Here is a 15,384-nt window from a genome sequence, read left to right on the forward strand (position 1 = left end):
AAACAACACTTCGCCAAGAAAAGACTTAAATTGTAAGATTTAAAAAATCTAATAATCCTGATAACTTAAGTGCTATATCGAAGTAGCCCCTACTCTGAAAAAACTAACAACAAGCCACCGCCTAGTAGATTTAGGCTAAGAATGAACGTTGACCAAAAACCTATCGTTTAAAGACAAATGTAAAGTCTACCTTGCACAATGGCTTGTGAAATGGGGCAAGCTGACGCACGACGACTTCACGAAATCAGAGCTTCATGACCTCGTAAAAGGCAGCTTTCCTTACTCATTCACTTTCGATATCCCCATGGGAACTGGCACGGTTACCGTGCTTGAAGGAAATATCACGCTAGATAGTGAAAGCAACCGTATTGGTCTGCAGTGCCTCGCTGCGCTTAATATTGTGGTTGCCACCACGACTATTTATCGCGCTCATGTTGTATTTACCGTGTCAGCTTCACCCTATTACGACAAAAATATGAGTACACTCTATTTGACAGGCGTCGCCACTGACAGCGTCACCTTAGTTAACGATGATTACGCGTTGATTAAAGACACGCAATTTCTGATGTCGCGACTCTTCCCCAAAAGCGTTAATTCTTTGCTTGGTGGCTCTTTAAAATCAGCGTTATCACTGTTTAGCGCCGGCACATCCGATATGGCTGCAGACTATCTAAAGGTCTATTTATCTGGCTCGAAACAAGCAGTGTTGGACTACCACATCCCTCTCATTAACAACGCCATTAAAAAGCAAATTAAGCAGGAAGACTTAAGCCATACCATGCGTAACGACCATTGGCGCGAGGTTCTGTTCTCAAAAGCTGGCCAAAACGTGCGTGTAGAAGACGACGTACTGCGCTTTTACCTCATTGAATGACAACGCTTACTGTTTGAAGCAATGCACGCTAGTGATCTGACACAATAGAAACAGGGACGGTATCCACCTGTTCACCAATATCGTCGATGTTTAACCTGGGATCGTCCACACTTGCTTCTAGCATATCGAACGCCTCTTTGACGTAGCGCGCTAACGGCTGTAGCGATTCAATATTCTTATTGCAGCACACTAATCCCACATTTGCCGTGCCTGCATATGTCATAAGCGTAATATTTACCCCGCCACCAGGCGTCATGGTAGAAATGGGGTAACAAGCCAGAAGCTCTGCATCTTTTAGATACCGCGTGTCTTTTGGCCCAGGTACATTGGAGATTAAGATGTTGGCAATGGGTTTGACTACGCTAGATAGCCTTAACCACTCAAAGACCAGTGCAAGCGATTGAATAACAATAGTATAGCCGCTAAATGCTGCGGGCCGCGCGTGCTGCGCTGCATGTTTTACAATGCGGTGATTCACTACAATTTGGCGCAAACGTAAATAAGGATCGGTTTCGCCGTGAGCAAGCTGCACCGGCACAATAGCTATCTTATTGCCCGTGGTTTTCTCGCCGGGTTTACGCAAATTGATTGGCATATTGGTGAACAAGGCTTTTTTAAATACTTGCCCGTGGTCTTGCAGCAGTTTATGTACGCCAATATCGAAGGCACATAGCAACACCTCGTTTGCCGTAGAGCGCGTTCGCCTTGCCAGGGCTTTCACACGCTTAAAGTCTAAGTCCATGGTAGCCACAGCCCTTCCCGCTTTCACTTGTCCAGTCAGCACTGTTTTCGTACCAGTGAAAGGAATAGGCATATAGTGTGGGTTCACTCGCAGCACTTTCATGAATATACGAATAAAGATAATTAGCAAATCGAGCGCGGTTTTAAGGGCGTAACCCACTCCCACTAAGCGCTTATAAAAGCTCACAGGCTCTCTGCGCTTATGGCGCAGTCGTTTTACTGCCCATACTGGTGTGAACTTAGTCTCATGTGAGTTTGATACATATCCCGCTTGGAACCAGCGCACTAAGGTTGCCCCATCGCCATACATATGATGAACCCGCGCATAAATAGCAAACGTCTCGCTGTTGTCATCAAAGATGAAATGGTATTGCCAAAGGGGCTTGTCGGGATCTAACCGCGAAGCATGTAATCTTGCTACAAACGCATCGAGTGCTTCGCGGTTTGTAACATCAGCCACACGATGAATTTGAACGTGATAATCCATGTTGAGCTTTTTTACCGGCGCAAACCTCACCGGGTACCCCAATACCGTTTTTACCGCACAGTTGAAGGGAGAAGTAGCACGGGCAAAGCTTCTTATTTCTTGGAATAATTGCGGGACATATTCGGTACCTTTTGCCCCTTTAGGTATGGCAAGTAGCTGCAAGCAAGCTACGTGTTTTGGATTCTCGTCTGATTCGGTTATCCAAAATGACTTATCTAAGAAACTGAGCGTTTTTGCCATTACTATTCCTTTACGCGAAGTCGAGGGGTGACGGGGTTGAGGCATCTCTCATAAAGTCATGAGAGTCGAGCATCTGTTCTAACTGCTGTTTTTGTTCATCGGATAGCGCCAATCTTGGCAATACGCTTACCATCATTAGCGACAAGGCATGATAGCGCTGCAGCGTACTATCCATATGGCTGTTTAATTCATCAAATTGACAGGACTGTGTGATGATTAAGGACATTAAATCTACCATAAGTGCTCTGTCTGCCTTTGAGGCAATAAGAATGTCTCGTTTCGATAGTGACTCAAAAAGAAACGCTAATTGCTTATTTAAGCTAGACAATATGTGCTGTCTAGGACGCACGATACTGGGATATTTTTCTGCTAAGTCAGCCGGGCTGCGGTAGAAAAAGCGAAATACATGAATACTATCTATAAGCAAGTACAGGTAATACATAATTTCTTCAGGATGAAGTGTATCGAGCTTTTCTCGGCTTAGTATCTTCTGCATCTGCTGCTCATGCATTTTCATCAACGCGTTAACCAGGCTGTCCTTGCCTTTAAAGTGGTAGTAGAGATTCCCCGGACTAATATCTAGCTCAATGGCGATATCAACACTGGTAACAGTGTTTTCGCCGTGCTCGTTAAATAAGGTTAGCGCGGTGAGAAGTATTTTCTGCGCGGTTTTCATAATTTAGTTCAATCCTTTGCCAACCCAGTGCGTTAATTTTTTATTCGTGAAACACGTTACATAAACACCAGATAGAGTTGAGCAATACCAGCTACCATACCTAGAATAGCGCCGGTTACGATGAGCTTCCACTCATCCTGTTGATACGCTGGGCGCAAAACGCCTTCAAATTCTTCAACACTTAACGCCTGCATGCGCTCACTTAAATCGTGCCCAATCTGCATAGCATTATTAGCGTAATCAAACGCATAAAGCAGATACTTATCAGAATTATCAAATATCTGACGCACCGCTAGTGCCTTCATTTTATGGTAATTTTCTGACCCCACACCCAACGCAAAATACGGTTGCGCTATAGCAACATAGCGTTCAATAGCGTCGTTAACATGAAGCTCAATGAGTTCTAAAAGCTGGGCTGAGCCTGAACCATGCAAGATTACATGGGTGATGTTTTTAGGCGTTATAAGCTTTTCTTCAATAATGTTTGAATAGACTTCGGACACTTCTTTTTGGCGCTTTAAAAACATACCTTGAATAGTAATAGGCCCCAGTTTTCTTGGGCGTTTGGGTTCGAATATGATTTTGATAGCAATCCAATTAGTGGCATAACCCACAAGCAGTCCACCTAACGGTAGAATCCACCATGCTTGGTAGAAATACCAAAGTAGCATGGTGGGCAAACCAAACAAAAAGCCAAAATAGAAGCCGGAACGCACAATAAACGGAAACTCTTTGCTGCCTGCCGTTAAGAAAATTTCATTAACGAGCTCGGGCGCATTCACCAGCTGCTCTACCACCAGCTCTTTAATATCTAAAATTTCTGAGACATTGTGCTGAAAGTCGTCCACCATTTTATGAACCACATTAGGAATGTCGTTTTCGATGCGTTGATAGACTAAATTTTTGCCCTGTACAGGCAACGCAGCCCAAAGTTGAGGCGCAGATTCTGCCATTACATCGTTAACGACTTTGCGAATAACTTGACTTAAACGCCGCTCAATTGCTTTAGTGAGCTCGTCTGCGTCTAAACGCTGTGCTAACTCTTCAACACTAAGCAGTTTGCCTAGCACTAGCTCAACCTCAATCTCGGCCATTTGGCGGCGCTTCGCAGGAATGAGTCCCTGCCACCCTAAGAAAGGCTTAATACCAACAAACTCAATGGGGTAAAACATCATTTTTACCGCCAGATAGTTGGTTAGCCATCCAACAATAGCGCTAATTAAAGGAATTGATAGCAGACTTAGCGTTTCAAAGTTCCATTCCATACTACGAACATGTGGTCCAATTTGTTATTTTCTCTCTCAGGCTACTGAGTGCTTATGAAATGGTCAATGTAAAAAGTGAAATTACTGCTAATTGTTGATTGAAAACAGCTAAATGAAAGTCTAAAAGTTAGAACGTTTGACCTTGTGTGATTCACCTAATGTGCATCAGTTTTCTCAACAACAAACGATTAGGTAGTGAATTCTAAATTTACGCCATACACTCAAAATAGTGTATGAACCGCTGTTCTCAAACCCTTGCTTTGAGTCTTCGTTATATGGACATTTAAAGACCTGTAATTTTTGAGAGCTGCGTTCTAAGTGAAAACTATCGTTTTGCTGGTGTTTTTTGGGTCAGTGTACTTTTTCCAATGAGTAGAAGGTACAGCCCTCATCAATCAAAAATAGGTACTCGTCATGGCAGTATTCGACTTGCGGTTAAAAAAGCTTGAACATGAAATCGAGCATGCAGGCAATTATGATGAATATGAGGCCGCGTGCTTAGCGCACGATGCATTGTCTGGTGCAGAGGAATGGAAAGCCGAAGACGCTAGCGATGATTACGACTACAAACTAATTCGCAAACGGGTTCAGCGCCTACAGCTTGCCAGAGGCAAAGGCGATTTACATGCGCTTATGTCGATTCTGCACGAGGGGCTACACGGCAATTTAGGCAATATTGCCAACCCCGTATTACTTACCCAGTGTAAAATAGGCACTAAATATCTTATTGAACAGTTTATTGACGAAGTGATATTGGCGCTAGAGCAAATTTATCACGCCGATGAACAAGACGTAGACTTTTACGAGAAACTGTCATTTTTTGAAGAGACTGCACACGCCTTCGGGCGCAGCTGCCTTATGCTTTCAGGTGGCGCAGGCTTAGGCTTTTTCCATGCTGGCGTGGTTAAGTCATTAAACGAAAAGAATTTGTTACCTACCGTAGTGTCTGGCTCTAGCGCTGGTTCTATCATCGCAGCCATGTTGGGTACACGAACTCACGACCAATTATTAGAAGCACTCAGCGCCGACTTTATTTACGAGACTTTTAAACACTGGCGAAGCTTTGCCGGTCTTGGAAAGAAAGGGCTATTTGATAGTTCCGTGCTCGAAAATGCGCTGATTGAACTTTTCGACCTTACCACTTTTGAGGAAGCCTTTAAGAAAACAGGTCGACACATTACTGTGACGGTATCCCCTGCCGACCTCCATCAACATTCGCGCTTGTTAAATGCTAAAACCTCACCGAATGCAATTATTACTCAAGCGGTACGTGCATCCTGTGCAGTTCCCATCATTTTTAGCCCTGTACAGTTAAGAGCGAAAACGCCTTCGGGCGAGATTGTGCCTTATATTCCTAACCGTCGTTTTGCCGATGGCTCATTAATGGCCGACCTTCCCTTCGAGCGCTTAGCGAGGCTATATGGCGTAAATCACAGTATCGTGAGCCAAACAAACCCGTTGGCAGTGCCATTCATTTCCGCAAACCGCATTGACCCCAACTCGCTGTGGGACATGTCTGCGCGCCATCTTGGCCAACTAGCGAAAACTAACAGTATTTTCGCCATTGATATCATTGAAAGGTTAACCGGTAATAAAAGTGCCAAATTGGCTATTCATAAAGTTCGTTCTATCATTGATCAGCAATACGTAGGTAACATCAATATTTTACCCAAGCGCCAAATTAGAAATTTATCGCAGGTGTTGTCTAATCCGACGCGCGAAAGCATCAATCAGTTGATCGTCAGTGGCGAACGGGCATCATGGCCGCAACTTCATGTTATTAAAAGAAATACCAAAATTAGCGAAAATTTACGGTATCATTTAGGCCAATTGAAAAAACGTGAGGCAGTAGAGCTTGGGCACGAAGTAAGATAGCGTGTGCGTCGCTTGACCTGTCTTGAATTGCCAATAGCAAAGTAATGGCAATTCGCAGCATCTTTTGAAAGGAAAACGGTGAGCGCACAAAGCCAAAACCCCGACAGCATTTACACGCAGCAAGTAAAACAACTAATCAATATGATTTATCCTCAAGAAACGGGCTACGGTTCGGTGTTCGAGGATGCGAGTCACTATTTTTCGCTTACCCCCTCTCTTGAGCAGCACATTGAAGACTTAAAAGCTCAGCTTAAGAAAATTGAGGGAAATAAAAACAAAGAGGTGCTTGCAGAGCAACTGACCAAGCAAATAACAAACAGCACTGAAAAGCTTGAAGAAGAGCGTCTGGCAAGGATAGAGCGGCTTGACGCTGTAAGCACCAAAATTATTGAGCTTTGTGAGGGCGATAACTGGCAAGAAACACAACAGCTCAGCGCTAAGTTACTTGGTACACTTATGCTGCTCACACGAGGACCAGAGGGCAACTTTGCACGTGTGCACATGCGCTTCAAACCGCTCTACAAAGCGGTGCTTACACTGCGCTTAGTCGATAGACTGTTAGAGCACGACACGATTGCTCACAAATATCTCTCGAAGTATCGCGAAGCTGCATCCCGGTTTCGTGGGAACCGCTATTGGCGCGATAAATGGAAAACTGAGCTTGGACGACCGCTAATTACCGCAGCGTTACTTCAAGATATTGGCCTGCAAAGCCCTGCCGCACTTACCATCTTGAAAGGGGAAAATGGCGATCTAGACGAATTTCGTTTGCTGGAAGAGTCGCAGCGAAAGGATCTTCTGAAGCTAAACTATCACTTCACTTTAAAGTACTTGTCTGAGGGGTTAGGCCTACCTAAGTATGTAGGAAACAACAAAGAAGAAAGAGATCGCTTTGTTCAAACTCACAAAGAAGCCAATGAATTTTTGCAGCAGCTGGTAAAAGATGCATTTGTATCGAAAACGGGGCTGGGAGAAATTGTAAAGATCCCTCAAATTTATGTTTCAATTGTGCTTTCAACTAAGTCTGACTACTCACGTATGAGCTTGCCTAAAGGCTACATGCTCATTGAACAATTAGCGAAAAAAGGCGGCTTAAATAAGCAGTTAGCTCAGGATTTTGTTGAGCTTGTGGGGTATTTCCCACAAGGGTTCGGCATTACCTACATACCGATGAATGAGAAAGGTCATGAAAAGGACCAGTACGAATGTGCAATAGTGATTGGCCTTAACCCTGCAAATCCAGCTGAGCCTTTATGTAAAGTGGTAACAAGAAATCAGAAGTACATTACCAGCGGTACGCAAGAAATCATTCCCAAAGGAAGAAACCTTTATTTCCCAGCTAACCGCAAGAAACTCATGCGCGTAGGGAAAGACAGACTAAGTGAAATTATGAGTCAATTGTCGAGCAACTTTACTCCGGACGCACTTGACGATTTAGTACCGAGTTTCTGGGAACCCTATGACTTCTTCGGTTTTAAAAAGCATCAGAATTTGTGGGCGAAAAATAAATAGCGAGTAAGTATTGTTCCATAAACAATATGATAAAACACGGACTGAATGAGACGTTTTTATGACTATTGAGGTAAGCCGAGCACAACTTAGAAAAGCAAGATTGGGAGTCTATTTTGTCGCTTTAGTTGCCCTAATTTTTGTCATCGTCTTTTCAATACAAGTAGTTAAAGGGTTAGCCGGCCCAATCTCTTCAATGAATTGGGTTCCTATCAAAGCAACTTTAATAAATGTATATATTGACGAAATGATTACAACAACGACTAGAGATAATCGAAGCCAATATACTTTATACACGCCTCGTATCCTTTACAAATACAATACTAATGGCCAAGAACATACCGGAAGAAAAGTTACTTGGTATGACATTTATGACGACGGCTTTATGCTTAAATTAGGGCTTGAATTAAAAAGAAAATTTGCAGCTTCTGAGCCAGTAGACATTTTCATAAACCCCAAAAACTCGGCAGAATCCATTTTGATCAAGCGTGTTATCTGGGAACATATGTCGATGTTGCTTGTCGGTTTTCTTGTTTCTTGGTCGGTATTTCTTTGGTTAGTTTACGTTTTTATTTTTAAGTTAAAGTATAAACGCTGATGACTTTGAATTTATCTAGTTGCATTTTAAAAGTTGCTTTTGATTCTTTTGAAAAGCTTCTTTTAGTAACGACACAAATATATACATCTGAAAGCTCACTGGCATGTCACAAACTGAGCACCCTAACTACTAACCAAACAAGAATTGTATTAATGTTTCATTGGTGATTATTACGCAATACAAGATGACTCGGATATACTGGCAAAAATTCTTGGATTAGAGGTGGATAGTTTAGAGGCCTGACATCACCGATAATTATCTCTACACTCAAACAAAAAGATAATTTAAACGAACCTAGACGAAGCAGCGCCAAATATACGCGAATTCATTTATTTGGCGCTATTACCAAAAACTACCTTTACCTTTACCTTTATTGAACGCCTTTACTCGTCGTTCTTTGTGATGTCAGACGAATCCGATGTACTTTTAGTCGTACTTTTGGCCGATGTAGCTTTTGTACTAGCCGTTGTTTTACGTGCTGTACTCTTAGCTGCCGTTGACTTTGCTACGGTGCGCTTATTCGCTGTTCCGGTCGCGGCCTTTTTAGTCGGACTAGGCGATGAAGCGGCCGTTGTAGTGGTTGTTTTTGCTTTACTCGATTTGCGGGTACCGGTAGTTGTCGACGAGGTCGTTGTTGACTTAGCTGAAGAGCTTTTAGTTGCTGTTCTGTTATTGGCAGTAGCCTTACTTGCAGTACTTGTCACTTCGGCTTTTTTAGCCGCCTCCTTTGCAGCTAAAAGGGCTACTTGCTCGACGAGTAAGTCCACTTTTGCGCTCAGCATTTCAAGCTGTTGTTCTTTCTGTTGACGTTTTTGACCGCCAGACAACGCCGAAAATAATGGCGTTGATGCAACCAGTTTTTGAGCAGTATCAACTAGGGCGAATGGATTAAGCGTACGTCTAAGTTCACTCTCCACTTCCAAGCCTTTAGCTTGCATAGCATTGATGGTTTCTTGAGTGTTATCAATTTTTTGGCTGACCACACCTGCCGCTTGATCTAGCTTTGCAGACAATAGGTCGGAACCAGCAAAAAGCCATCCAAACAAGGGGGACGACTTCAGAGATGAAGGGGTAGTACCATTTAGCGTTGTCGATTCTCTTTGGACAACAGGCATAGCTTCCGGGTTAGGAATATTTTTGTTGCTCATAACGCCTCCAATATGGAGATTTAGTAAGCATGACAGTGGAAAGCAATGTGATTTACAGCACACTAAGTTGCACACTCGCTTTCCGCGGTCACTCAACTGTAGCTTTCTATCTAGCCAATTTAGTTAAAAGGACTAAATGAAAGCTGCGTTTTGGACACCGAAAACGATGTCCAAAATACTGATTGCTTTACTTGCTGGCAGCTAGCTTTGCAACCGCTTCAGTCAAGGCATCGATTTTTGCTGAAAGCTCTTCGATGCGCTGATCAGCTGGCTCTGAATCAAGGCCAAGCTTCTTGCGCACGTCTGCAACGCGATTTTCAACATCGTTAGTCGTAGATTTGAACTTACTCTTTGCGTCTTCTTCTAGCGTTTCGCCCTTTGTCACTAGCTCGTCAAACATTTTGTTCGCTTCTTCGCTTAGCTTCTCGTAACGCCCCTGCGCTTCTTCAACGCTCTTGCCATAAGCGCCTAGGCCTGCTAACCAAATTTTACGTGCCATTTCTTCGGCTTCGTTGATTTTACCTTTAATTGTGTCAGTAGTAGTCATGTTCAGCTCCTATGAATGCTAAATGAGAGTGTATTTCAACACCATGGCTTTACTTTACGATTAACAATTAGAATCCGCATACTAAAAACACAAAAAATAAAAATGCCCGAAAAAGCGCTAACTTGTTCGGGCGAAATACCAGAGGAGACTGGTTTTAAAAAGGTGGGTGTAGAGTTAGAGTGGAACACCTGCAAGATGCAATACGAACGCATATTCAAGCGCGGTAGACTCGAATCGTTTGAAACGTCCTGAAGCTCCACCGTGACCCGCTTCCATGTCGGTTTTGAAAAGCAGTAAATTATCGTCTGTTTTGTATTCTCTTAGCTTCGCCACCCACTTCATTGGCTCAAAGTACTGCACTTGTGAGTCGTGTAGTCCGGTTGTAACCAACATATGTGGATAGTCTTTTGCTTCAATCTGATCGTAAGGCGAGTAGGAAAGCATATAGTCAAACTCAGCTTTATTGGCTGGGTTACCCCACTCGGTATATTCGCCGGTAGTCAGCGGAATAGACGCATCGCTCATCGTGGTCACTACATCAACAAATGGAACGTGCGCGCTCACACCTTGATAGAGTTCAGGTGCCATATTTACGATTGCGCCCATTAATAAGCCACCCGCGCTGCCGCCCATAGCAAAGACGCGTTCTTTGTCTGCGTACTGCTTTGCCACAAGTCCTTTTGAAACGTCAATAAAGTCAGTAAAGGTATTTATCTTCTGATGCATTTTGCCGTCTTCATACCACTCGCGCCCCAACATTTGACCTCCGCGAATGTGTGCGATCGCGACAACAAAGCCTCTGTCTATCAAAGACAACCAGCTGCTTCTAAACGTTGGGTCTACAGTCGAACCGTATGAGCCATAGGCGTATTGATATAATGGATTGGTGCCGTCTTTCTTAAACTTATCTTTGCGATAAACCAACGAAACGGGAACCGACGTACCGTCTCTCGCTTCAATCATCACGCGCTCAGAGGCATAGAGAGAGGAGTCAAAAGTGTCAGATACACGGGTTTGTTTCATCACCTCGCTTTCAAGGGTATCTAAGTTGATATCAATGATAGAACCAGGCGTGGTCAACGAGCTGTAATAAATTCTAAGCTTATTGGTATCCATTTCAGGGTTTGCATTAAAATACGCACCGTAAATTGGATCTTGAGTTGGAATAACTTTCTCTTCGTTTGTCGTCAGATTGTGAACGACTAAGCGCAGCATCCCGTTTTCTTTTTCTTTAACCACTAAGTGGTTGTTCATTACTTCAATACTTTGAAGGAAAACGTCTGGACGATGTGCAATCACTTCTTGCCATTTCGACACATCGTTAGTGGCGTCCAATGGTGCTTTCATCACTCTAAAATTCTTCGCACCAATATTAGTCAACACAAAATAACCGTCACTCGCTTTTGCTACACTGTATTCTTGTCCGTCTTCAATGGGCAAGAATACTTTTGTTTGAGACGTTGGGTTATTCGCATCAATCAAAGTCACACCTGTTTTTTCGGTGTTGTCATGGTGAATGTATATGACACTATCGTCTTTACTTTTACTGATATAGGTATAAAAGGTAGGGTCGCTCTCTTCATAAACTAAAACATCTTCGCTTTGAGACGTGCCCAATTTATGGCGATAGACTTGGTATCCCAAAAGAGTCTGCGGGTCTTTCTTCACGTAAAAGAGGTGGGTATTGTCGTTCGCCCAAACTACACTTCCAGATGTACCTTCTAATACGTCATCAAGCTTTTCTTCACTCTCTAGGCTTTTGACATACACAGTGTAGATGCGTCGGCTAAGCGTATCTTCAGAATACGCAAGCAACTTGTTGTTGCTGCTCACCGCATAACTGCCAATACTGAAATAATCATGCCCTTCAGACATTCGGTTTGCATCAAGCAATACTTGCGGTTCAGCATCAAGTGAAGGTTTTCTTAAATAAATAGGATACTCATTTTCACCTGAGTAGCTGGTGTAGTACCAGTAACCATTGTCGAGAACGGGAACGGTTGAGTCGTCCTTCTCAATCCGAGACACGAGCTCCTCATAAAGCGCTTCTCGGTTTTTCTTAAGAGGAGCCAAAACAGTCTCAACATAGCTGTTTTCTTGTTCTAAATGGGACAATATCTCTTCATCGGTGCGGGAGTCATCACGCATCCAATAGTAATTGTCATTACGGGTGACACCATGTGCGGTCATTTCATGCGGCACTTTTTTCGCCACAGGCGCACTTACTTGAGTATTTAGCATAACGGATGGCGCTGCACTTTCAGCTACTTGTTGAGGATTTTCAGTTTTATTTTCGACGCCACAGCCTGCTACCAAGCCACCTGCGGCAAGTGCTATCCATAGATATTTCATTATTATTCCTGTTGTGCACTTTTATTGGCGCTTTGTTTACCGCCAAGCGATTGAAGACAATCGACTTTTGATCATTGAAGATTTAAGAAAGCAGCTAAACTAAGCGAAGTTTATAAGTAAAGTGAGTATATATAATTACGATTTAGGGTCTAGCGTTACTTAACGCGAATGAGACTAAGTAAGGGTTAAAATGTTACAAGATATGTGAAACTGTGTTTCATCGCTGTAAATTCACCAACGAGCGTTAGTAGAAAGCGATAAAAAAACGCCGCATATTCAGAAATAATGCGGCGCTTTTGTTGTTTATTGTAAAAGCCGTCGTATGGAAACCAACAGCCTTTGGCAGCCTAGTGTTTAGTCGACCAAATCTTTAGGCATGTCATCACGAATAGCAAGCCACACCTTTCCACTTTCTATACCGTACTTTCTAACTACTACAGGGACACGGTCGTATTCGCCTTTCTCAGCAACATCAAGCAAGTCTGCGTAATACTTGTTTGCCACGTCGCGTGCTTGTTGGTGCGAGAAGAAATAGCCACCAATACGCGAGTACAAACCACGGAAACCGTTCATCATCAAAACAAATACGTTATTGTTAGACGCTAACGCCAAGTCATGTGACATTTGATAGTCGAACTGGGCAAAAGCTAAACCTTCTTGCTCCACATTTTTATAACGGGCAATAATTTCAGCAGACTCTTGAGGGTTGTTTCGAATTGCGCCTCGAATGAAAACCGCACTTAAATTAGTGCGCGCTGCTAATAAATTATCAACCAGTTCAGGGATCCCTTCTTGGTCTAAACGAGCGAGAGTTTCTAAAATGTTTAACCCACACGTTTCCCAGAAATTGTTAACCTTGGTCGGCTTGCCGTGTTGAATTGTTAACCAACCATCACGAGCTAGACGCTGAAGTACTTCACGCAGTGTAGTACGCGTTACACCAATTAACTCAGAAAGCTCTCTTTCTGCAGGCAAAATGGTGCCAGGTGGAAATCTTCCACTCCAAATAGATTCAACAATATATTCTTCGGCGAATCCAGCTGGACTCTGTGCCTTATAAATCATAACTAATCGCCTGCACGTTATTGTTATTTTGCAACTGATTGTACCAGATGCTGTTTTATTATCACAATGAATTATGCCTCGTCCACTAAAGCTTTTAACAACTTGTTAAAATTAAAGTGTTATTTCAAACACCATTAAACACTGCTTGTACATTTTATGTTCGAAATATTACGTATTTTCAAATTCAATGATAACTATCATAAAAAAAGTGATAAATATTCAGTGACTTTCACATGGTGGGGTCTGTGAATTGCTTTCTCAAGACGTTAATATCATGTACGCTTAATTTCCGACTATAATGACAGCAGCAAAACCGCGGTAAGGCGAAATAAATCGCATAGCGCCAGCAGTTTATGTATGCAATAACCGGAACTACACAGTATAAAGATGCGCAAAAATGCGTGCTTTGTTGTAAAAGGAACAGGAACTCATGCAAACCTCAATGATCGCGGCGATCTATAAGAATTTCCTGGGACATGCGCCCGACTGGTATAAAAAAACCATTATTGCCTTTCTCATTGTTAATCCCTTTATCTTTATGGTGGACCCATATGTAGCGGGCTGGACGCTTGTAATCCAATTCATCTTTACCTTAGCGATGGCATTGAAATGTTACCCGCTTCAACCAGGCGGCCTGCTGCTCATCGAAGCGATGTTTATAGGCATGACATCGCCTGGCCATATGATGCATGAGATTGAAGTTAACTTAGAAGTGCTATTGCTACTGGTATTCATGGTAGCGGGCATTTACTTCATGAAAGACCTGCTTATGTACTTGTTCACCAAATTAGTGATTAAGGTTCGCAACAAGTTAATTTTATCCCTATCGTTTATTTTTGCATCTGCATTTCTATCGGCGTTTCTCGATGCATTAACGGTAGTTGCTGTAATTATCAGCGTCGGTCTGGGCTTTTACTCTATCTATCACAAAGTAGCGTCGGGCAAGGAGTTTCATTCTGATCACGACCACACAAGCGACGACGAGCTGGGAAGCCACGACTTAGAAGACTTCAGAGCTTTCCTACGCAACCTTATGATGCACTCAGCGGTAGGTACTGCCCTTGGTGGTGTTATGACCATGGTAGGTGAACCACAAAACCTGATTATTGCAGACAAGGCTGGCTGGGACTTCGTTGAATTTTTCATCCGTATGGCACCTGTTACTATCCCAGTATTCGTATTTGGACTACTTACCACCGTAATTCTGGAAAAAACCGGTATGTTTTCATACGGCGCAAAATTACCTGCAGCGGTAAGACAGATCTTGGTCGACTATAACGACCATATGGACAAGGGCCGCAGTAAGCGTGAAACTGCTAAGCTGGTAGTACAAGCACTAATAGGTGTTTGGTTAATCATTGGTCTTGCTACGCACATGGCGTCAGTGGGTCTTATTGGTCTGTCAGTTATTGTACTTGCTACTTCTATGAGCGGTGTTATCGAAGAACACGCACTTGGAAAAGCGTTCGAGGAAGCACTGCCATTTACCGCATTACTTTGCGTATTCTTTGGTGTAGTAGCCGTTATCATTGACCAAGGCCTTTTCCAGCCGGTAATCCATTGGGTACTGTCGTTTGAAGGCGAAACGCAAATGGTTATGTTCTATCTTGCTAACGGTGTGCTTTCGATGGTGAGTGACAACGTGTTTGTGGGCTCTGTTTATATCACTGAAGTAACAGCTGCTCTACAGGCCGGTCAAATCACACGTGACCAGTACGATATGCTTGCTGTAGCAATCAATACGGGAACCAACTTACCTAGTGTGGCGACACCAAACGGTCAAGCTGCTTTCCTATTCTTGCTAACCTCAGCCATCGCGCCACTGCTTCGTTTGTCGTACGGCCGTATGGTTATGATGGCATTGCCATATACCATAGTACTGACCATCGTTGGTTTGTTAGCAACTTACATTGGACTTGCTGATGCTACTCAGGTGCTTTACGACATGCACCTCATTGAACACCACACCGCTGCTGAAGCGGGTGCTCAAGCGGTAGGTCACTAGTC

General features: G+C 43.2%; 12 protein-coding genes. 5 read left to right on the forward strand and 7 right to left on the reverse strand.

Features of this window, described 5'->3' with window-relative positions; all coding sequences use genetic code 11:
- Nucleotides 1-148 precede the first annotated feature (148 nt).
- Entirely contained in the window at nt 149-874 is a 726-nt protein-coding gene (locus WA381_RS09135; RefSeq protein ID WP_014949987.1) for a DUF1439 domain-containing protein, read from the forward strand.
- Between the two features lie 28 nt (nt 875-902).
- Here WA381_RS09135 and WA381_RS09140 read toward each other — a convergent pair whose 3' ends face one another.
- Genes WA381_RS09140 through WA381_RS09150 form a run of 3 tightly spaced genes read right to left on the reverse strand, consistent with a single transcriptional unit; the run spans nt 903 to nt 4,283 of the window.
- Complete coding sequence (locus WA381_RS09140) at nt 903-2,342, reverse strand: wax ester/triacylglycerol synthase domain-containing protein (RefSeq protein WP_039225237.1); 1,440 nt, start codon at nt 2,340-2,342, stop codon at nt 903-905.
- Nucleotides 2,343-2,352: 10 nt separating this feature from the next.
- Nucleotides 2,353-3,018 (reverse strand): TetR/AcrR family transcriptional regulator, encoded by a 666-nt coding sequence (locus tag WA381_RS09145; protein WP_014979708.1) that lies wholly within the window; start codon nt 3,016-3,018, stop codon nt 2,353-2,355.
- A 56-nt stretch (nt 3,019-3,074) separates the two neighbouring features.
- Nucleotides 3,075-4,283, reverse strand: coding sequence for a DUF445 domain-containing protein (locus WA381_RS09150; RefSeq protein WP_014976916.1), 1,209 nt, complete (start codon nt 4,281-4,283; stop codon nt 3,075-3,077).
- 414 nt (nt 4,284-4,697) lie between these two features.
- On the opposite strand from WA381_RS09150, the gene WA381_RS09155 reads away from it, so the two are divergent.
- From WA381_RS09155 to WA381_RS09165, 3 genes are all read left to right on the forward strand, one after another.
- A complete protein-coding gene (locus tag WA381_RS09155; RefSeq protein ID WP_075177517.1) occupies nt 4,698-6,158 on the forward strand; it encodes a DUF3336 domain-containing protein in 1,461 nt (486 codons plus the stop codon).
- A 78-nt stretch (nt 6,159-6,236) separates the two neighbouring features.
- Nucleotides 6,237-7,670, forward strand: a complete 1,434-nt coding sequence (locus WA381_RS09160; RefSeq protein WP_049587740.1) for a hypothetical protein — start codon at nt 6,237-6,239, stop codon at nt 7,668-7,670.
- Nucleotides 7,671-7,728: 58 nt separating this feature from the next.
- A complete protein-coding gene (locus tag WA381_RS09165) occupies nt 7,729-8,265 on the forward strand; it encodes a DUF3592 domain-containing protein (protein ID WP_156086606.1) in 537 nt (178 codons plus the stop codon).
- 383 nt (nt 8,266-8,648) lie between these two features.
- Here WA381_RS09165 and WA381_RS09170 read toward each other — a convergent pair whose 3' ends face one another.
- The 4 genes from WA381_RS09170 to fadR form a co-directional block, all read right to left on the reverse strand.
- Nucleotides 8,649-9,413: a hypothetical protein gene (locus WA381_RS09170; RefSeq protein ID WP_156086607.1), complete on the reverse strand. Its 765-nt coding sequence runs from the start codon at nt 9,411-9,413 to the stop codon at nt 8,649-8,651.
- Between the two features lie 187 nt (nt 9,414-9,600).
- Entirely contained in the window at nt 9,601-9,960 is a 360-nt protein-coding gene (locus WA381_RS09175; RefSeq protein WP_014949994.1) for a phasin-related domain-containing protein, read from the reverse strand.
- 174 nt (nt 9,961-10,134) lie between these two features.
- Nucleotides 10,135-12,312, reverse strand: coding sequence for a S9 family peptidase (locus tag WA381_RS09180; RefSeq protein ID WP_014976921.1), 2,178 nt, complete (start codon nt 12,310-12,312; stop codon nt 10,135-10,137).
- A gap of 354 nt (nt 12,313-12,666) precedes the next feature.
- Nucleotides 12,667-13,377 (reverse strand): fatty acid metabolism transcriptional regulator FadR, encoded by a 711-nt coding sequence (gene fadR, locus WA381_RS09185; RefSeq protein ID WP_014949996.1) that lies wholly within the window; start codon nt 13,375-13,377, stop codon nt 12,667-12,669.
- 430 nt (nt 13,378-13,807) lie between these two features.
- On the opposite strand from fadR, the gene nhaB reads away from it, so the two are divergent.
- Complete coding sequence (nhaB, locus tag WA381_RS09190) at nt 13,808-15,382, forward strand: sodium/proton antiporter NhaB (protein ID WP_014949997.1); 1,575 nt, start codon at nt 13,808-13,810, stop codon at nt 15,380-15,382.
- Nucleotides 15,383-15,384: the final 2 nt, after the last annotated feature.

The sequence above is a fragment of the Alteromonas sp. CH_MED4-4 genome, assembly GCF_037029575.1.
Lineage (GTDB): Bacteria > Pseudomonadota > Gammaproteobacteria > Enterobacterales > Alteromonadaceae > Alteromonas > Alteromonas macleodii.

What these genes read in the sequence shown, in the direction of transcription:
- nhaB (WP_014949997.1), top strand. Translation starts at nt 13,808, where the DNA reads ATGCAAACCTCAATGATCGCGGCGATCTATAAGAATTTCCTGGGACAT.
- WA381_RS09155 (WP_075177517.1), top strand. Translation starts at nt 4,698, where the DNA reads ATGGCAGTATTCGACTTGCGGTTAAAAAAGCTTGAACATGAAATCGAG.
- WA381_RS09165 (WP_156086606.1), top strand. Translation starts at nt 7,729, where the DNA reads ATGACTATTGAGGTAAGCCGAGCACAACTTAGAAAAGCAAGATTGGGA.
- WA381_RS09170 (WP_156086607.1), bottom strand. Translation starts at nt 9,413, where the DNA reads ATGAGCAACAAAAATATTCCTAACCCGGAAGCTATGCCTGTTGTCCAA.
- WA381_RS09145 (WP_014979708.1), bottom strand. Translation starts at nt 3,018, where the DNA reads ATGAAAACCGCGCAGAAAATACTTCTCACCGCGCTAACCTTATTTAAC.
- WA381_RS09140 (WP_039225237.1), bottom strand. Translation starts at nt 2,342, where the DNA reads ATGGCAAAAACGCTCAGTTTCTTAGATAAGTCATTTTGGATAACCGAA.
- WA381_RS09150 (WP_014976916.1), bottom strand. Translation starts at nt 4,283, where the DNA reads ATGGAATGGAACTTTGAAACGCTAAGTCTGCTATCAATTCCTTTAATT.
- WA381_RS09175 (WP_014949994.1), bottom strand. Translation starts at nt 9,960, where the DNA reads ATGACTACTACTGACACAATTAAAGGTAAAATCAACGAAGCCGAAGAA.
- WA381_RS09180 (WP_014976921.1), bottom strand. Translation starts at nt 12,312, where the DNA reads ATGAAATATCTATGGATAGCACTTGCCGCAGGTGGCTTGGTAGCAGGC.
- fadR (WP_014949996.1), bottom strand. Translation starts at nt 13,377, where the DNA reads ATGATTTATAAGGCACAGAGTCCAGCTGGATTCGCCGAAGAATATATT.